The sequence below is a fragment of the Candidatus Methylomirabilota bacterium genome (assembly GCA_036005065.1).
GTDB lineage: Bacteria > Methylomirabilota > Methylomirabilia > Rokubacteriales > DASRDR01 > DASYQW01.
In genome coordinates this window covers 12,467-30,381 of record DASYQW010000175.1, presented here as the reverse complement: position 1 = coordinate 30,381, position 17,915 = coordinate 12,467, and the positions used below count along the sequence as shown (strand labels likewise).

General features: G+C 71.2%; 15 protein-coding genes. 4 read left to right on the top strand and 11 right to left on the bottom strand.

Annotated elements, in window-relative coordinates; all coding sequences use genetic code 11:
* The first annotated feature begins 31 nt into the window (after positions 1-31).
* Both VGW35_12915 and VGW35_12910 read left to right on the top strand, forming a co-directional pair.
* Entirely contained in the window at positions 32-1,504 is a 1,473-nt protein-coding gene (locus tag VGW35_12915; GenBank protein ID HEV8308556.1) for a radical SAM protein, read from the top strand.
* A 1,736-nt stretch (positions 1,505-3,240) separates the two neighbouring features.
* Positions 3,241-4,413, top strand: coding sequence for a tetratricopeptide repeat protein (locus VGW35_12910; protein ID HEV8308555.1), 1,173 nt, complete (start codon positions 3,241-3,243; stop codon positions 4,411-4,413).
* A gap of 31 nt (positions 4,414-4,444) precedes the next feature.
* Here VGW35_12910 and leuD read toward each other — a convergent pair whose 3' ends face one another.
* Both leuD and leuC read right to left on the bottom strand, forming a co-directional pair.
* The gene (leuD, locus tag VGW35_12905) at positions 4,445-5,056 is read right to left on the bottom strand and encodes a 3-isopropylmalate dehydratase small subunit (GenBank protein ID HEV8308554.1); all 612 of its coding nucleotides are present in this window, start codon (positions 5,054-5,056) and stop codon (positions 4,445-4,447) included.
* The gene (leuC, locus tag VGW35_12900; GenBank protein ID HEV8308553.1) at positions 5,053-6,456 is read right to left on the bottom strand and encodes a 3-isopropylmalate dehydratase large subunit; all 1,404 of its coding nucleotides are present in this window, start codon (positions 6,454-6,456) and stop codon (positions 5,053-5,055) included. Before leuC ends, leuD begins: the two co-directional genes overlap by 4 nt.
* 115 nt (positions 6,457-6,571) lie before the next feature.
* Here leuC and ald point away from each other — a divergent pair, with 115 nt between their 5' ends.
* Entirely contained in the window at positions 6,572-7,681 is a 1,110-nt protein-coding gene (gene ald / locus VGW35_12895) for an alanine dehydrogenase (protein ID HEV8308552.1), read from the top strand.
* A gap of 51 nt (positions 7,682-7,732) precedes the next feature.
* Here ald and VGW35_12890 read toward each other — a convergent pair whose 3' ends face one another.
* The 9 genes from VGW35_12890 to VGW35_12850 form a co-directional block, all read right to left on the bottom strand.
* Positions 7,733-9,523: a glycoside hydrolase family 15 protein gene (locus VGW35_12890; protein ID HEV8308551.1), complete on the bottom strand. Its 1,791-nt coding sequence runs from the start codon at positions 9,521-9,523 to the stop codon at positions 7,733-7,735.
* Positions 9,524-9,671: 148 nt separating this feature from the next.
* Positions 9,672-10,610, bottom strand: a complete 939-nt coding sequence (locus VGW35_12885) for an XdhC family protein (protein HEV8308550.1) — start codon at positions 10,608-10,610, stop codon at positions 9,672-9,674.
* Positions 10,611-10,683: 73 nt separating this feature from the next.
* Positions 10,684-11,262 carry an SRPBCC family protein gene (locus VGW35_12880; protein HEV8308549.1) on the bottom strand — a complete coding sequence of 193 codons (579 nt, stop codon included), beginning with the start codon at positions 11,260-11,262 and terminating at the stop codon, positions 10,684-10,686.
* Between the two features lie 27 nt (positions 11,263-11,289).
* Positions 11,290-11,724: a type II toxin-antitoxin system VapC family toxin gene (locus tag VGW35_12875; protein ID HEV8308548.1), complete on the bottom strand. Its 435-nt coding sequence runs from the start codon at positions 11,722-11,724 to the stop codon at positions 11,290-11,292.
* Positions 11,721-11,975, bottom strand: a complete 255-nt coding sequence (locus VGW35_12870) for an antitoxin (GenBank protein ID HEV8308547.1) — start codon at positions 11,973-11,975, stop codon at positions 11,721-11,723. Before VGW35_12870 ends, VGW35_12875 begins: the two co-directional genes overlap by 4 nt.
* A 61-nt stretch (positions 11,976-12,036) precedes the next feature.
* Positions 12,037-14,406, bottom strand: a complete 2,370-nt coding sequence (locus VGW35_12865; protein ID HEV8308546.1) for an aerobic carbon-monoxide dehydrogenase large subunit — start codon at positions 14,404-14,406, stop codon at positions 12,037-12,039.
* Positions 14,403-14,876, bottom strand: coding sequence for a (2Fe-2S)-binding protein (locus VGW35_12860; GenBank protein ID HEV8308545.1), 474 nt, complete (start codon positions 14,874-14,876; stop codon positions 14,403-14,405). Before VGW35_12860 ends, VGW35_12865 begins: the two co-directional genes overlap by 4 nt.
* A 5-nt stretch (positions 14,877-14,881) precedes the next feature.
* Complete coding sequence (locus VGW35_12855) at positions 14,882-15,757, bottom strand: xanthine dehydrogenase family protein subunit M (GenBank protein HEV8308544.1); 876 nt, start codon at positions 15,755-15,757, stop codon at positions 14,882-14,884.
* A 211-nt stretch (positions 15,758-15,968) separates the two neighbouring features.
* A complete protein-coding gene (locus tag VGW35_12850) occupies positions 15,969-16,742 on the bottom strand; it encodes an aldolase/citrate lyase family protein (protein ID HEV8308543.1) in 774 nt (257 codons plus the stop codon).
* A 57-nt stretch (positions 16,743-16,799) separates the two neighbouring features.
* Between VGW35_12850 and VGW35_12845 the strand changes: the two genes are divergently transcribed.
* Positions 16,800-17,915, top strand: coding sequence for an aminotransferase class V-fold PLP-dependent enzyme (locus tag VGW35_12845; protein HEV8308542.1), 1,116 nt, complete (start codon positions 16,800-16,802; stop codon positions 17,913-17,915).

Sequence of the window (17,915 nt, the reverse complement as noted above, 5' to 3'; positions counted from 1 at the left end):
CCTCTGCGGCCCCCTCTGAGACCTGCGGCCGGTGCTACAATTCCAGTACGCGATGCCGAAGCACGTCTACCTCCAGACCTACGGCTGCCAGATGAACGAGCGGGATTCCGAGGAGATCCTCGGCCTGCTGACGGCGCAGGGCTATGCGCTCGCCGAGCGCGAGGACGACGCCGACGTGATCCTCCTCAATACCTGCTCGGTGCGGGAGCATGCCGAGGAGCGCGCCTTCGGGAAGATGGGCGCGATGCAGCGGCTCAAGCAGACGAGGCCCGACCTCGTGCTCGGGATCCTCGGCTGCATGGCGAAAGCTCAGCGCGAGGAGATCTTCCGGCGGCTCCCCCAGGTCGACCTCGTGGCCGGCCCGGCCGAGATCTACGATCTGCCCGATCTCCTGGCCCGGGTCGCCGAGAAGCGGCAGCGCCCCGGGCCGGCGGCGGTGGGCGGCGCCCAGGTCATGGCCATCGACCGGAAGGTCCGGCCTCTCGACATGCGGCCACCGGGGGACTTCCGCCGGGGCGGCGCCACCGCGTTTGTCACGATCATGGAGGGCTGCGACAAGAAGTGCGCCTACTGCATCGTGCCGACGACCCGAGGCCAGGAGGTCTCGCGTTCGCTGCCGGAGATCCTCGAGGAGGTGCAGCAGCTCGCTCGCACCGGGTACAAGCAGGTCACCCTTCTCGGACAGAACGTGAACTCGTACGGCAAGCGCTTCCCGGATGGCTCGGGATACCAGGGCCCGGGGATGCGGCGCCGACTGCTCGCGCTGGCCGGCGAGCGGGAACCCGCCGACCCGGGCGTGGCGGATCCGGACGGCGAGCGGCCACGGCTGATCGATTTCACCGTCCTCCTCCGGCAGATCGACGCCAGGACATCGATCGACCGCGTGAAGTTCACGACGAGCCACCCGTTCGATGCGCATGAGGAGCTCTTCCACGCGATGGCCGAGTGCCGGTCGGTCTGCGAGTTCCTGCACCTGCCCGTGCAGTCTGGCTCGAACCCGGTGCTCAAGGCGATGCGCCGAGGGTACACCGTGGAGTCCTACCTGGCCAAGGTGGGCTGCCTGCGCGAGGTGGTTCCCGGGGTCGCGCTCTCCACCGACATCATCGTCGGCTTTCCCGGCGAGACCGACGAAGACTTCGAGGCGACGCGGGCGCTGATGGCCCGGGTCGAGTACGACAGCGCGTTCATCTTCAAGTACTCACCGCGGCCGGGCACCGAGGCGGCCCGGGGCCCGGACGACGTCCCGCGGACGGTGAAGGAGGCGCGCCACCGAGAGCTCCTCGGGCTCCAGACGGAGATTTCCCGCCGCAAGCTCGAGAGATGGGTGGGGCGCGAGGTCGAGGTGCTGATCGAGGAGCGGAACCGGCGCGGCCAGCTCGCCGGTCACACCCGGGGGCACGTGAACGCCGTGTGCGACGGCCCGGACGCCTACCTCGGGGAACTCGTCGCGGTCCGCGTCCAGCGGATCACGGCAACCACCCTGATCGCCGACCCCCTGCCCTAGGCATCCCCGGGGACTCCTGGCCCGTTCGAAGCACCGAGGCGCCGCTGGGCGAGCCGGCCGGTGGCGCGCCGCGGATCTGCTTGGGAGTGGACCGTGCCGCGGTTCCCTCCCCCTCCTCCGCCGTGGGACGCCCGGCCGTGCGCTGCTCGGCCGTCCGTCGCTCGGCCGCCTGGCGCTCGGCCGCGGCCCGCCGCTCCGCCTCCTGCTGCTCGGCCGCGCGCTGCTCGGCCGCCTGGCGCTCGGCCGCGGCCCGCCGCTCCGCCTCACGCTGTTCAGCCGCGCGCTGCTCGGCTCCAGTCTGGTCCACGGTCGGCGCGGTCACCTGACCTGGCGCCCTCCCCTGCCCCTGCAATGCCGGCAACGGTGGCGCCGGCATGACCGGAGCGGGCGCGCCATCGACCGAAGCCACCGCATCCTCGGACGTGTGCCCGTCCCTCGGCGACGAGGCGCTGCCCACCGCAGCCGCCGGGGTGACCGGTGCCTCAGCGGAGGAGGCGTTCCCGCTGCCCTCCGGCGTCCGGGTCGGCGGAGCGGCCGGCGCTGATGCCAGCGGTGCGCGCCGGGCCTCCGGGTCCTCGGACGGCCGCCCGCGTGTCTGGGCGCGTGCCGTCACAGCCGGGCGCGCAGCCGGGTCGGCCGCGGCCCGCGCCCGAGCCGGCGGCGACTGCGTCACGGGTGGCGCAGGGCGTGTCTCCGCTTGCCCCGACTCGGCCACTGGCGCAGCCGGGCGGGCCTTTCCCCCGGTGGAGACGGTAGCCGCCTCCTGCGCGCGAGGAGCCGAGAGCTTGTTCTGCGACGAGCCCGCCGGCAGCGCCGCCGGGTCCTGCCCGACTCGACGTGCCGGTTGCGGCGTGGACGCGAGCCAGGCGATGGCGAAGGCCGCGAAACCGGCCATGATGACTGCCGCGCCGACCCGCGACCAGCGAGAAACGACCTCCCGGCTCCCCTCTTCCCGAGCCGGAGGAATGAACCGTATCATCTGGTCGACCTCGTCGTCATAGCGAACGCCCTCCGCTGCGCCGTCCGGGGCGCCGCCTGGTGTCCAGGTTGAAACAATGCCGCGCGATGCCTTCGAATTCGGGAGTAGCCACGCCCCATACGCTCATGCAAGACAACGGCCTGACGCGCGCGGGCCCGGACCCTAGGCGGCATCTGGCTTGCTCCTCGCCATAACTGCGCCACGGTCTCGTCCGTTCGCGGTCGTGACGGAGAGTCCGAGCGAGACTTGGGAAGGAGGGCGCCGCATGTCGTCGAGCCGACCCTGGCTGAATGTCGTTCTGGTGCTTTCGGTTGCGGTCTATTTCGGCACCGTTGCCGATCTGCACGTCCCGTTCGGTGCTGATTCGGCACTGGCCGCGGGCGGCGGGGATGGCGGCGGGAAGGGCGATGGCGGAAAGGGTGACGGCGGCGGGGGAAAAGGCGACGGCGGCGGCGGAAAAGGTGACGGCAAGGGTGACGCCGGCGGGGGGAAAGGCGACGGCGGGAAAGGCGACGGCGGGAAAGGTGACGGCGGGAAGGGCGACGCCGGGAAGGGCGATGCCGGCAAGGGGGATGGCGGGCAAGGCGGTGGCGGTTCCGGCGGCGGATCCAACTCGGGTGGCGGCGGGAGCGCCGGCTCTGGGTCCGGCATCGGTTCCGGGAGCATAGGGAGCGGCGGCAGCTCACAAGGCGCCGGCTCCAGCATCGGCGGGTCGGCCGGAGCGTCGTCGGGGAGCAGCGCGCGTGGCGCCGGGGTCGTGGCCGCTGAATCCGAGGGCCATGGCAGCATGGTCGCGGCCGTCTCGGGCTCCGATCGGGAGCTGCCGCGCTCGCCCTCGGCCCGGCCCGCGATCAGCGCCCGCGAGCTCGAGCCCGACGCGGCCGCCCGGGCGGCAGAGGAGGCGGCCCGCGCGGCGACCCGCGCCGCCGCTGACGCGACCCGCTCGACAGGGCCACCCCGCGAGCCCACGGCGCGCGCGGTCGCCGAGGCGGCCCGCGACGCGGCCCGGGTCGCGATGGATGCCGCCCAGGAGGCCAGGACGGCGGCCGACGAGACGACAGCCGTCGCGGCCCGTGCGGCGAAGAGTCCTACGCCCGAAGCCGACGCGGCCGCCAGGCGCGCCGCCGACATTACCCGGGCCGCCGCCGAGCGGGCGCGCGAAGCCGCCGAGGAGGCGAGCGACCGGCCCGAGGACCCCGTGGCGCCGAAGGAAGCGTCGGGGGGGCTCTTCCAGGGATTGCGTCGTGGCAGCCGGGCTCAGGCGGCCTTCGAGCAGGGCAAGGCGCTCTACGAGACCCGTGACTACTCGGGAGCTCGCGCGCGCCTCGCGAACGCGGTGAGCCTGGACCCCGATCACGACGACGCCCGGGCCCTGCTCGGCTGGTCCGAGTACTTCCTGGGACACCACCGCGCGGCGATCATCGTCTTCAAGACGACGCTGCGCCGCCAGCCGATGTGGGAGGGCCTGTACGACGGCCTCGGGTGGAGCCGTCTGCGCCTCGGTCGGCTCCATCTCGCCGGCCAGGCGTTCCTCAGCGCGCTTTACCGGAATCCGAGCTACGTCGACGCGCTCATCGGTCTCGGCATCGCCCGGTTCGAGCTCGGCCGATACGACGAGGCCCTCGGACCGCTCGGCAGCGCGCTGGAGCGCCTCGAGCGCCAGGCGGCGGACACCTCTCCGGAGCTCCCTGCCGTCCGCGTCAAGGTCGCGTGGAGTCTCTATTACGTGGGGCGCTACCACGAGGCGCTCGGCATGTTCGAGAAGGCCATTCAGGCCCGGCCCGACTGGTACGGGCTCTACAACGGCGTCGGGTGGGTCCACCTGAACCTCGGACAGAAGACGGAGGCGCGCGCGGCGTTCGAAAAGGCGCTCACGCTGCGGCCCGGCTATGCCGACGCGCTCGAAGGACTGAAGCGGACGAGCGGCTGAGCCCGGTGGCGTCCCGGCTCAGAAAGTCGACTCAGAAGCCGGCGACGTAGGGAAGACGGCCGGCCACCTGCTCGATCGCGCCGCCGGCCTCCAGGAGGACGCCGGTCGCGTCCCAGGTGCCGCCGAGGAGCTGCTGCCGGGCCCCCTCGGGCATCCGGACGGGAATCGTTCGCCCGCCACAGCGGACCTCCAGGCGCTCCAGATCGAGCACGATCTCCTGCCCGGGCTCCCGGCCGACCGTCTTCATGAGACCGTCGATGTCGGCCATGTCGGCGGTGACGCACGGGATGCCGAGCGCCGTGCAATTCCCGAAGAAGATCTCGGCAAAGGACCCTCCCACGATCCCGCGAATGCCCCAGCGTCGGAGCGCTTCCGGCGCGTGCTCGCGCGAAGACCCGCAGCCGAAGTTCAGGCCGGCGAGGAGGATCGCGGCGCCTTCGTAGGCCGCCTGGTTGAAGGGGTGCTCGGGGTCCTGGAGGCGGGCATCCCCGAAGACGTGCTGCTCGAGCCCCTCGAAGGTCACGCTCTTCAGGTAGCGCGCGGGGATGATCCGGTCGGTGTCGAGATCGTTGCCCGGAAGCGGGATCGCGCGACCGACGATCTGGCGCCGGATGTGGCCCGCGGTCACGGGTGTACCGCTCACCGGAGCATCTCCCGCACGTCGGTGACCGCGCCGGCGATGGCCGCCGCCGCCACCATCGCGGGGCTCATCAGGAGCGTCCGCCCGGTCGGGCTCCCCTGCCGCCCGATGAAGTTGCGGTTCGACGAGGACGCGCACACCTCGCGCCCCTCGAGCTTGTCCTCGTTCATGCCGAGGCACATCGAACAACCCGCCTTCCGCCACTCGAAGCCGGCCGCCTGGAAGATCTCGTGGAGCCCCTCGGCCTCGGCCGACTTGGCGACCGCTTGGGACCCGGGCACCACCAGCGCGCGCACCCTTCTGGCCACCCTCCGGCCGCGCGCGATCTCGGCGGCCGCCCGGAGATCGGACAGCCGGGCGTTGGTGCACGAGCCGATGAAGGCCACGTCGATGCGGGTTCCGGCGATGGGCTGTCCCGGGCTCATGTCCATGAAGGCCAGGGCCTCGCGCCACGTCGCGCGCTCGGACTCCGGGGCCCGGGTCGGCTCGGGAATGAGCTCGCCGACCCCGACCGACTGGCCAGGGTTGATCCCCCACGTCACGACCGGCTGGATGGCGTCGGCATCCAGGCGGACCACGTCGTCGAAGTGGGCGTCGAGGTCCGTCGCCATGCTCCGCCACCACGCGACGGCGCGGTCGAACGCGGATCCCGGCGGCGCGAAGGGGCGGCCTCGGAGGTACTCGAAGGTCGTCGCATCGGGGTTGACATAACCCGCCCGTGCCCCGCCCTCGATCGACATGTTGCAGATCGTGAGGCGCTCCTCCATCGACATCGCCTCGATGGCCGACCCCGCGTACTCGTAGGCATACCCGACGCCGCCCTTCACGCCGAGCCGTTGGATGATCGTCAGGATGACGTCCTTGGCGTACACGCCGCGGGCCAGTTTTCCCTCGACCCGGATCTGCCGGAGCTTCGGCTTGGTCATCGCCAGGCACTGGGTGGCCAGAACGTCCCGCACTTGGCTGGTGCCGACGCCGAATGCGAGGGCCCCGATGGCGCCGTGGGTCGAGGTGTGGCTGTCCCCGCAGGCGATGGTCATCCCCGGCTGGGTGAGTCCGAGCTCCGGGCCGATGACGTGGACGATCCCCTGCCGACCGCTCTCGAGATCGAAGAGCGGGATGCCGAAGTCCCGGCAGTTCCGGACGAGATGGACCGTCATCTCCTCCGCCAGGGTGTCGCCGAAGGGGCGGCGCTGGGAGGCGGTCGGGACGATGTGGTCGACAGTGGCGAACGTCCGCTCGGGCATCCGGACCCGCAGCCCCGCCTCGCGAAGCATCTGGAAGGCCTGAGGACTCGTCACCTCGTGGACGAGGTGAAGCCCGATGAGGAGCTGGGTCTGTCCCGAGGGAAGGACACGGACCGTGTGGGCGCGCCAGACTTTGTCGAGCAGTGTGTCAGCCATGGTAGGGGCCATTTTGGCAGATCGCGGCGTAGCGCGCAATCCTCGGGGCCCGCCGGCCTCGGTCGGCGTGGATTTCCGAGCCCCTCAGGAGTAGAACAGGTGAGGAGGGAACGGTATGGTCGTCGGGGTGCCGCGCGAGATCAAGCCTGGCGAGCAGCGAGTCGCCCTCACGCCGGCCGGCGCCCGCGTGCTGGGCGAGGCCGGGCACCGCGTCGTGGTCGAGCGAGGGGCGGGCCTCGGCAGCAGCATCCGCGACGAGGACTACGCCGGCGTCGGCGCTTCCCTCGGCGACGCCGCCGAGGTCTGGGGCGCCGAGCTCGTGGTCAAGGTCAAGGAGCCCGTCGCCGAGGAGTACCCCCGCCTCCGCGCCGGCCAGGTCCTCTTCACGTACCTGCACCTCGCCCCCGCCCCGGAGCTCGCGGACGCGCTACGGCGGGCCCGCATCGTGGCCATCGCCTACGAGACCGTGGAGCGCGCGGACGGGAGCCTTCCCCTGCTGACCCCGATGAGCGAGGTCGCGGGCCGCCTGGCCGTCCAGGAAGGCGCGTTCTATCTCGGGAAGGCCCACGGGGGCCGCGGGATCCTCCTGTCCGGCGTGCCCGGCGTCCCCCGCGGCAACGTCGTGGTCCTGGGCGCCGGAACGGTCGGCCTCAACGCCGCCAAGGTCGCCGTCGGGCTGGGAGCCGACGTTTCGGTCCTCGACGTGAATCTGGATCGGCTTCGCTACGTGGACGACCTCTTCCGGGGGCAAGTGGTGACGATCGTGTCCAACAGCTTCAACATCGCCCAGGTCGCCCAACGGGCGGACCTGCTCATCGGCGCGGTGCTGATCGCGGGGGCCCGAGCGCCGGTCCTGGTGACAGAGGCGATGGTGGCCCGGATGAAGGAGGGAGCCGTGATCGTGGACGTCGCCGTCGACCAGGGAGGGTGCGTCGCCACCATCCGGCCGACGACGCTGCTCGAGCCCGTCTACCGGGTGGACGGCGTCCTGCACTACGGCGTGGCCAACCTCCCCGCCCTCGTCCCGCGCACCTCCACCTTCGCCCTGGCCAACGCGACGCTGCCCTACATCATGGAGCTGGCGGACAAGGGCGTGGCGGCGGCGGCGCGCGAGAACCGGGCCCTGGCGAGCGGCGTCAACGTCTGCGGCGGGAAGCTCACGCATCCCGCTGTCGCGGAGGCGCTCGGCGAGGCCCCGACCCCCCTGGCGGCGTGCCTCCCGTGACGGCCGCCTCGGCGCCGAGCTGCGCCGGAGGCCGCTGAAGGCTCTGGCGGCTCAGCTCTGGGGTCGCCGCTCGGCCGGGCCGGCGGCGGCGGAGAGATTACAGGCGGTGTTGATGAGGGAGACGTGAGAGAAGGCCTGGGGGAAGTTGCCCAGGAAGCGCCGCCCCTCGGGATCGTATTCCTCGGAGAGGAGCCCCACGTCGTTCCGCAACGCCAGGAGCCGCTCGAGGCACTCGCGCGCCTCCTGGTGGCGGCCGAGGAGGGCGAGGTTGTCGGCCAGCCAGAACGTGCAGGCCAGGAACACCCCCTCACCCCGCGGGAGCCCATCGACCTCCGGGATCGTCGGATAGCGGGCCACGAAGCCGTCCCGTACCAGCTCGCGCTCGATCGCCTCGACGGTCCCCCGGACGCGCGGATCGGTCGGCGGCAGGAACCCCACGAGCGGAAGCATCAGGAGGCTGGCGTCGACCTCTTTCGCGCCGTAATACTGCACGAACGTGTTCCGGGCGGGATCGAAGCCCTTCCGGCAGACCTCGTCGTGAATCGTCTCGCGTAGCCGGCGCCACCGGTCGACCGCCCCCTGCAGCCCGAAGCGCTCGACTCCCTTGATGGCGCGGTCCAGCGCCACCCACGCCATCACCTTGGAGTGGGTGAAGTGCCGCCGCGGGCCCCGCACCTCCCAGATGCCCTCGTCCGGCTGGTTCCAGATCGATTCCAGGTACTCGAGCAGCTGCCGCTGGACCCGCCAGGCGTTCTCGTCGTCCTGGAGTCCCTCCTGGCGGGCCACGTGGAGGGCATCCGAGACCTCGCCGAAGATGTCGAGCTGGAGCTGGCGGTGGGCGGCGTTGCCGATGCGGACGGGTTTCGCGCCCCCGTATCCGGGCAGCCAGGGCAGCTCGAGCTCCGTCAGGCGGCGCTCACCGGCCAGTCCGTACATGATCTGGATCTGGGTCGGATTCCCGGCCACCGCGCGAAGGAGCCACTCCCGCCACGCCAGCGCCTCGTCCGTGTAGCCGCCCATCATGAGCGCGTAGAGGGTGAAGGTGGCGTCCCGGATCCAGCAGAAGCGGTAGTCCCAGTTCCGTACCCCGCCCGGCCATTCCGGGAGCGATGTGGTGGCGGCCGCCACGATGCCGCCGGTCGGCGTGTAGGTGAGCGCCTTCAGGGTGATGAGCGACCGGAGGACCGCGTCGTGCCACGGTCCCTCGTAGGTGCAGCGGGCAGACCACTCCCTCCACCACGCCTCGGTCTGTTGGACCGACTGGTCCGGATCACGCTCAGGTGGGCGCTCCTCGTGAGAGGGGCACCACGTCAGCGCGAACGGCACCCGCTGGCCCTCCGACACGGTGAAGTCGGCAATGGTGGTCAGATCTTCGCCGCGGAGGTCGACGGGCGTCTGGAGGAGGAGTGTGTCCGGACCGGCGATCGCCCGGATGCCGCGGTCGACCCGGCGGACCCAGGGCACGATCGAGCCGTAGTCGAATCGGATGACGAGCTGCATCCGCATCGGCACCTGCCCGCGCCGGCCCACGACCATGCGGACGACGTCGGGCAGCCCACTGCGGGGCGGCATGCAGTCCACCAGCGTCACGGCGCCACCCTCGACCTCGTAGTCCGTCTCGAGCACGAGCGTGCCCGGCCGATAGCGGCGTCGGACCTGGCGGACCTCGGCCACCGGAGTGAGCAGCCACCGGCCGTGCTCGGGCGTCCCCAGCAGCGCGGCAAAGCAGGCGCCCGAGTCGAAGCGCGGGAAGCAGAGCCAGTCGATCGAGCCGTCGCGGGCCACCAGGGCAGCGGTCTGGCAGTCGCCGATCAGCGCGTAGTCTTCGATGGGGGACGGCATGGCAAGTCCTCATCATTCACTATAACGCCCCTACCCCGCGGCGGCGCCGAAGGACGGGAGGCGTCAGACGTGCACATGGCCACGCGCGGGGGGATCGGATCTCGACGAGGCGAGGGCGCAGGGGCTCGGCAGGCGGGGGAGCGGGATCTCAGTCGCGCGTGCCGACGGCGTACGGGGTCGGGTTCCGGTCGAACCGCTCCTTGCAGCCGGCGCCACAGAAGTAGAACCGCTGGCCCGCGACCTCCGAGGTGGGCGGGGCTCCGGCGACGGCCACGGTCATCCCGCAGATCGGGTCGCGGGCCGTGCCGGCCGCGGTCGGCTCTTCGACGGGCGCCTCCGCTCGGGCGTCGGCCCAGGCGCGGCGGGCGCGGACGATCTCGGCCAGGATGCTCACCGCGATCTCCTCGGGCGTGACGGCGCCGAGATCGAGCCCGGCCGGCGCCTTGAGCCGCTCGAGGGCCTCGAGCGGAACGCTGCGCCCCCTCAGGGTCTCGACCAGCGCCCGGGCGCGCTTGGGGCTCGCCACCAGGCTGACGTAGCGCGCCCGACTCTGGAGGGCCTGCTCCAGCGCATCCTCGTCGAAGCGCCCGTGGGTGGCCACCACGACCGCGGTTTCTGCCGTGATCGAGACGGGCCAGAGGTCCTCCGGGCCGGCCACCACCACCGCGTCGAAGCTCACGGCCCGGCCGAGGGCGGCCAGGGTCTCGACGACCGGGCCGCTCCCGACCAGCACGAGCTGGGGCTTCGGCAGGACGGGCTCGATGAAGATCTCCAGGGTCCCGCCGCTGTGGCAACTCATGGTGTACTCCCGCACGCCCTCGCGGCGATCCGGCTCGCCGCCCTCGCCGACGAGCGCGATCAGTCGCGGCTGCCCGTCCCGGAGCGCCTCGAGGGCCTCGCGGACGGCGAGGGGCTCGGCGCAGCTTCCGCCGATCCACCCCGTCATCGAACCATCCGATCGGATGAGCGCCTTGGCTCCCGGCTTGGCCGACGTCGGCCGCTCGCAGTGGACCACGGTGGCCAGGGCGAAGGGCTCGCGCCGCCGGGCCAGGTCATAGACCAGCCCGAGCAGATCGTCGCCGCTCATCGCTCTCCCCCGGCGGCCACGACGCGAGCCTGGGCGGGACCACCCGGAGCAACGGGCATTGGCGGGAGAGGGTTCACGGGTTCTCCGCCTCGCCGCCCAGAGCGCGCTTCACCGCCTGCCCCACCGCCTTGGCCCCTAGCGAAAGGACGTTCAACGGCTTGGGCTCGGCCGGCGTGGCCCCGGCGTCGGCCTGGCCGGAGCCGGCGGCCGTCGCCAGCTTCTGCTGCATGGCGGCTGCGAATTGCCGGAAGATCTGGGTCGACACGCTCTCGATCATCCCGCGGCCCAGCTGGGCGAGCAATCCGCTGATGCTCACCTCGGATACGACGGTGATCTCCGTGCCGTGGTCGGTCGGGCGGAGGCGGCTCTGCATCCGCATCTCGGCCCCACCCCTGCCCTTGACGTCCTGGCCCTGGCCGAGTAGCTCGGCTTCCCACCGCTCGCCGTCGAGCCGCTCGAATCGGATCGTGCCCTTGTAGCTCGTGGTCACCGGCCCGACCTTCACCGTGATGGCGCCCCGCCAGGTTCGGTCGTCGATCCGCTCCGTGATCGCGGCGCCCGGCAGGCAGCTCGCGACCTGATACGGGTCGGTCAGGAAGGCCCACACGCGGTCGGGGGCCGCCTCGAGGACGAATGTCTGCTCGATCTTCACGGCCGGCGACTCCTCAACAACCCGGTCTCATGAGAAGGGGTCGCGGACGTCCAGGAACGCGAATCGCCGGAAGTCGGCATCCCGGGTGTAGAACCGGCGGACCCCGTGCTGGAATAGAAGCGCCGCCACGTGCGCGTCGGGCACCAGGTTTCCCCGCACGGTGAGGCCGTCGGTCGCCCGGCGATAGGCGTCCCAGAATCCCTCTTCTTCGCCCAGGAAGCGCGCGTGGGGCAGGCGCAGGAGGGCCTCGATGTTCCGCATCGCCTCTTCCGGCGGCAGCGGAGCTTCGAAGACCGCCGGGTGAGTCGCGATCCGCAGGTATGCCATCGCCGTGGGCCAGGCGACGTAGAACACTTCGGCCCGAGACGAGCAGTCGCCGAGGAATTCGACCGCGCGGCGATGAAACGGACTCTGCCGGTCGGAGGCGTACAGCAGGACGTTGACATCGAAGGCGTAGCTCACCTCGAGCGCTTTCCCGCCTTGTCCTCGAGCGCCAGGTAGAGGGCGTCCTTGTCCGAGACGTCGATGCGGGCGCGCATCGGACGTGAGACCCACCGGAAGGGAGCCGGCTGGCTTCTGGCCGCCCGATGACGGGCCAGGGCCTCCGCGAGGAGATCGGAGATGAGCCGCCCCAGGGGTTTTCCTTCCTGCTTCTGCAGGCGCTTGAGGTCCTTCAGGATGGGGGCATCGATGTCGACGGTGGTTCGCGCCATGATGAGAGATGATATGATCGAACGCATCAGATGTCAACCAGCTGGTCCCGCGCGCGATCGGCTACTCGGTGACGCCGTGCTCCCGGAGCAGCTTCCACACCTTGGCCGGGGTGATCGGAATGTCCACGTGACGCACCCCGAGGTGCCAGAGGGCGTCCACCACCGCGTTGGCGATGGCGGCCGGCGCCCCCACCGTGGCCGACTCCCCGACGCCCTTCGCCCCCAGCGGATGGTGAGGGGACGGCGTGCACGTCTTGTCGGTCTCCCACTTCGGAGTCTCGACCGCCGTCGGCACCAGGTAATCGATGAAGCTGCCGCCCCGGATGTTGCCCTGCTCGTCGTACGAGATCTCTTCGTAGAGCGCCGGCGCCAGCCCCATGGTGAGCCCGCCGTGGATCTGCCCCTCGACGATCATGGGATTGATGATGTTCCCGCAGTCGTCCACCGCCACGAAGCGCCGGACCTTGACCTCCCCCGTCCCCTTGTCGACGTCCACCACGCAGATGTAGCTGCCGAAGGGATAGGTCAGGCTCGGCGGGTCGTAGTAGGAGACCGCCTCCAGCCCGGCCTCCATCCCTTGCGGGTGGTTCGTGTACGCCGCGAACGCGATCTCCTGGATGGTCTTGGCGCGGCCGGGGGCGCCCTTCACCGAGAACTTCCCCGGCTCCCACAGGAGGTCCTCTTCGGCCGCTTCCAGGAGGTGGGCAGCGAGCTTCCGGGCCTTGTCCCGGATCTTGCGGGCGGCCATCGCGGCCGCCGCGCCGGCGACCGGCGTCGAGCGGCTCGCGTAGGTGCCGAGGCCGTAGGGCGCGGTGTCGGTGTCGCCTTCCTCCACCTGGATGTCCTTGGCCGGGATGCCCAGCTCTTCGGCCAGGATCTGGGCGTAGGTGGTCTCGTGGCCCTGCCCCTGGGACTTGGTCCCGAAGCGCGCGATGGCCTTGCCGGTCGGGTGGATCCGGATCTCGCAGCTGTCGAACATCTTGAGTCCCAGGATGTCGAAGTGCTTCGACGGCCCCGCCCCCACGATCTCGGTGAAGCTCGAGATCCCGATGCCCATCAGCTCCCCGCGCTGACGCTTTTCGGCCTGCTCCCGCCGGAGGTTGGCGTAGCCGATCTTCTCCATGGCCTTCCGGAGGGCCCCGGCGTAGTCGCCGCTGTCGTACTCCCACCCGAGGGCCGAGCGGTACGGGAACTGCTCGGGCTTGATGAAGTTCTTGAGGCGGAACTCGGCCGGATCCATGCCGAGCTGGTGGGCCATGAGGTCGGCCATCCGCTCGATGGTGTGAACCGCCTCGGTGACGCGGAAGGAGCACCGGTAGGCGATGCCGCCGGGCGGCTTGTTGGTGTAGGCGCCGTCCACCTCCACGTGGGCCGCCTTGAAGTCGTAGGAGCCGGTGCAGATGTGGAAGAGTCCGGCCGGGAACTTGGAGGGGTTGGCGGCCGCGTCGGCGTAGCCGTGGTCGGCCAGCGTCTTGATCCGGAGCGCGGTCAGGCGGCCGTCCCTGGTCGCCGCCAGCTCGGCGGTGATGTGGTAGTCGCGGGCGAAGGAGTCGGCCTGGAGGTTCTCCATCCGATCCTCGATCCACTTGACGGGCTTGCCGGTGAGCACCGAGGCGGCCACCGCGATCACGTACCCCGGATACACGGGCACCTTGCCGCCGAAGCCGCCCCCGATGTCGGGCGAGATGATCCGGATCTTGTGCTCCTCGAGGCCGACGTGCCCGGCGACGAGGGCGAAGACCGTCCGGATGGCGTGGGGCGCCTGAGTGGTCATCCAGACCGTGAGCTTCCCGGTCACCTTGTCGAAGTGGGCCACGCAGCCGCAGGTCTCGATCGAGGCCACGTGGATCCGGGGAAGGTAGATGTCTTCCTTGACGGTGACGTCCGCCCCCTGAAAGGCGCGGTCGGTCGCGGCCCGGTCGCCCCACTCCCAGTGCCAGATGTGGTTGTCCTTCTTGTCCTTCTTGTCGGTCCGCAGCACGGGGGCGCCGGGCTCGAGAGCCTTCCTCGGATCGACGACGACCGGGAGCGGCTCGTACTCGACCTCCACGGCGTCGACCCCATCGGCGGCCAGGTAGCGGTCGGTGGCCAGGACCGCCGCCACCTCCTGGGCCTGGTACATCACCTTCTCCACCGGCAGCACCATCTGCGTGTCGGACATCAATGTCGGCATCCAGTGGAGGTTGTACTTGGCCAGGTCCTGCCCGGTGATGACGGCCAGCACCCCGGGAACGGCCAGGGCCCGGGAGGCATCGATCTTCTTGATCCGGGCGTGAGCGAAGGGGCTCCGGACGATGTCGAGATAGAGCATGCCCGGGAGCTGGACGTCGTCCACGTACGTGCCCTTGCCCCGGATGAAGCGGGGATCCTCCTTCCGCTTCAGCGAGTGCCCCATCCCGCCGATCTCGGGCGTCGTCCTGGGGGGCATCATGTCCCTCCCTGCCGCAGCCTCGCGGCTGCGTGCTGGATCGCCTTGACGATATTCACGTAGCCGGTGCACCGGCAGAGGTTGCCGGAGATGGCGAGGCGGATCTCGTCCTCGGTGGGATCCTTGGCCTTTCGCAGGAAGGCGTAGCTCGTCATGAGCATGCCGGGCGTGCAGTATCCGCACTGGAGCCCGTGCTCCTGCATGAAGCCTTCCTGGACCGGATGGAGATTGCCGTCTTGCTCCAGGCCCTCCACCGTCATGAGCTCCCGCCCGTGCGCCTGGACGGCGAAGACCGTGCACGACTTGACGGGCCGTCCGTCGAGGAGCACCGTGCAGGCTCCACAGTGCGTCGTATCGCAGCCGATGTGGGTGCCGGTCAGCCGGAGGACGTCACGGATCAGGTGGACGAGCAGGAGTCGCGGCTCCACGTCGCTCGCGTACCTCTCCCGGTTGATCGTGACTTCGACGCGCATGGCCTTCACCTCCCTCCACCGGCCCGTTCCAGGGCGCGCCGGATCGCGCGGGCCGCCAGCACGCGGACGAGGTCCCGCTTGTACTCGGCCGGGCCCCGGAGATCCGACGTGGGCTGGGACTCTTCGGCCGCCAGCTCGGCCGCTTGCCTGATCACCGCGTCGTCCGGCCGTTTGCCGGCCAGGAAGCGTTCCGCTCGGCCCGCCTCGATCGGGGTGGCGCCGACGTTGGTCAGGCCGATGCCGGCGCGCTGACAGGCTCCGTCGGGGCCGAGCGTCAGCTGGGCAGCCACCGCGGCCGTGGCGAAGTCCCCGACCTTTCGCTCGAGCTTCAGGTAAGCCCCGCCGCTGCGCGCCGGAGGGGCCGGAACCCGGATCTCGACGATGATCTCGTCGGGGGCCAGCGTCGTCGTGAAGGGACCCGTGAACAGGGACCGGACGGGGATCCGCCGCTCCCCGTTCGGCCCCGCCGCCACCACCTCCGCCCCCAGGGCCAGCATGGTCGCCGGGTGGTCGTTGGCGGGGTCCGCGTGGGCCAGGTTACCGCAGACGGTCGCCAGGTTGCGGACCAGCGGGTCGGCAATGACCCGGCTGGTGTCGGCCAGGATCGGATATCGCGTGCCGATGAGGTCGGAGTCCTCGAGATCCGATTCCCGGGCGAGCGCGCCGATCTGCAGGACGCCGTCGGCCTGCCGAATGTAGGCGAGCCCGGGAATGCGGTTGATGTCGACGAGATGCCGGGGCGTGGCCAGCCGCAGCTTCATCAGCGGGATGAGGCTCTGACCCCCGGAGACGACCTTCGCGTCGTCGCCGAGTCGAGTCAGCAGAGCGGTGGCCTCGGCGATCGAAGTCGGGACGTGGTACTCGAACGCGGCAGGGATCATTAGGCGTCCCCTTCTGAAGCAGAGGAGTATCCGGACGTCGGGGAGGTGCTTGGCCGGATACTAGGAGCCGCCGGACGGCTTGTCAAGCGCCGGCGACGCCTCCCGGGGCGGGACGCGCCGACCGGACTCGGAAGCGGTCAAGAGTCCATCCGGCGTGGCTGGCGGAGCCGGGCGGCGACCGGCTGGCGCGGCCGCGGCGGCCGGGTGTCGTTCAGCCGGCCGGCCCCAGTTTGGCGAGCTCGGCGACCGTCTCGCGGGTCAGCTCGATCCCCCACTCGAGCGTCGAGACCGTGATGAGCTGGCAGCCGCCCTCGATCTGCCGCCGGAGGTCGGCCCGGTCACGCGGCACGGTGCCGAACGGCAACCCGAGGGTCCGGCAGGTTTGACGGACGCGCTCGACGACGGCCTGGACGTCGTCGCGCCACGGCTGTCCCGGATATCCCATCGAGGCCGCGAGATCGTAGGCGCCGACGTGGAGACCGTCGATCCCCGGCACGCGGCCGATCGCCTCGACCTCGCCGAGCCCGGCCACGTCTTCGAACAGGGCGAGCACCACCGTCTCGTCGTTGGCGCGCCGCACGTACTCCGCCGGGGAAAGCCCGTGGCGCTCGGCGCCGCGCCCGAGCGCGAAGCTCCGTTCCCCCTCAGGCGGATACTTGACCGCCCGGACGGCCTGCTCGGCATCGGCCCGCGTGGTCACGTGCGGGACCAGGATGGTGGAGGTGCCGATGTCGAGGTAGCGGAGGATGACGTGCGCGGCATTGACCGGCACCCGGATCGACACCGGCACGTCGAAGAGGTCGGCCGCGCGAACCATCTCCTCGCACTCGCGCTCGGAGAGCGGCCCGTGCTCGGCGTCGAGGAAGATCTGGTCGGCCCCGCTCCGGGCCAGCATCTCGACCAGGCGCGGCGCGTGGAATTTGAGGCCGACCGTGAATACCGGGCGGCCCGCCCGGAGCTTCTCCCTGATCTGCCTCCCGCGCATGGCGCCTCCTCTTCACTCGGGGTTGTGCGGTCGCCCGTCCATGGTACAGTCTACCGCGTGACCGACATCTACACGCGGCTCGGTGTCCGGCCGATCGTCAACGCGCGCGGGATGAACACGATGGCCAGCGGCTCGCTCATGCCCAAGCCCGTCCTCGACGCCATGGCCGAGGCGGCCACGGCCTTCGTGGACATGGCGGAGCTGAACGCCCGGGCGGGCGAGCACATCGCCCGGCTGATCGGGGTCGAGGCGGCCCACGTGACCTCGGGCTCGGCGGGCGGCCTCCTGCTGGCCGCGGCGGCCTGCATGGCGGGAACCGATCCTGAGCGCATCCGGCGGCTCCCCGACACGAGCGGCATGCCGAACGAGCTCGTCATCCAGCGGTGCCAGCGGATCCAGTACGACCAGGCGCTGCGGACGGCCGGGGCCCGCCTCGTGGAGGTAGGCAGCGCCGAGGCGTGCACGCCCTCCGAGGTCGAGGCCGCCATCGGCGACCGGACTGCCGCCCTGGTCTTCATCGTGTCGCCGCGCCTCGGCGGGCGCGGGGTCTCCGACGAGCGCATGGCTGAGATCGCCCACGCTCACGGCCGGCCGCTGATCGTCGACGCGGCATCCACCCTTCCCCCGGTCGCCCACCTCACCCGATGGACGGCCCTCGGCGCCGACCTCGTCATCTACAGCGGCGGCAAGGGCATCCGCGGCCCCCAGGGCAGCGGTCTGCTGCTCGGGCGGGCGGAGCTGATCCGGGCGGCGGCCGTCAACGGGGCGCCGAATGCCGCGATCGGTCGGCCCTGCAAGGTGAGCAAGGAAGACATCGTCGGCCTCGTCACCGCCCTCGAGCTCTTCCTCCACGAGGACCACCGGGCCGAGTGGGACCAACACCTGGCCGAGGCCCGGCTGATCGCAGAGGCCGCCGCGGGACTGCCCGGCGTCCGCGTCCGCCTCGAGGACGACTGGTCGGTCTGGACGGCGCCGACGGTGCTCGTCGAGCTCGACCGCGGCCTGACCGGGCTCACTCCGGAAGCCGTCATGGAGGCGCTGCGCCGGGGCGAGCCGCCGATCATGGTGCGCGTCTTCCAGGACGCGCTGCTGCTGGATCCCCACTGCCTGCGCGAGGACGAGGCGGCGATCGCCGCCCGGCGGCTCCGCGAGGAGCTGGCGCCGCGGGCTTGA

Bases quoted from the DNA above. Each gene is read 5' to 3' on its own strand.
- VGW35_12860 (HEV8308545.1), bottom strand. From the start codon at position 14,876: ATGCGCGTCGAAGTCACGATCAACCGGGAGAGGTACGCGAGCGACGTG.
- VGW35_12855 (HEV8308544.1), bottom strand. From the start codon at position 15,757: ATGATCCCTGCCGCGTTCGAGTACCACGTCCCGACTTCGATCGCCGAG.
- VGW35_12870 (HEV8308547.1), bottom strand. From the start codon at position 11,975: ATGGCGCGAACCACCGTCGACATCGATGCCCCCATCCTGAAGGACCTC.
- VGW35_12850 (HEV8308543.1), bottom strand. From the start codon at position 16,742: ATGCGCGGGAGGCAGATCAGGGAGAAGCTCCGGGCGGGCCGCCCGGTA.
- leuC (HEV8308553.1), bottom strand. From the start codon at position 6,456: ATGGCTGACACACTGCTCGACAAAGTCTGGCGCGCCCACACGGTCCGT.
- VGW35_12885 (HEV8308550.1), bottom strand. From the start codon at position 10,610: ATGAGCGGCGACGATCTGCTCGGGCTGGTCTATGACCTGGCCCGGCGG.
- ald (HEV8308552.1), top strand. From the start codon at position 6,572: ATGGTCGTCGGGGTGCCGCGCGAGATCAAGCCTGGCGAGCAGCGAGTC.
- VGW35_12865 (HEV8308546.1), bottom strand. From the start codon at position 14,406: ATGATGCCCCCCAGGACGACGCCCGAGATCGGCGGGATGGGGCACTCG.
- VGW35_12890 (HEV8308551.1), bottom strand. From the start codon at position 9,523: ATGCCGTCCCCCATCGAAGACTACGCGCTGATCGGCGACTGCCAGACC.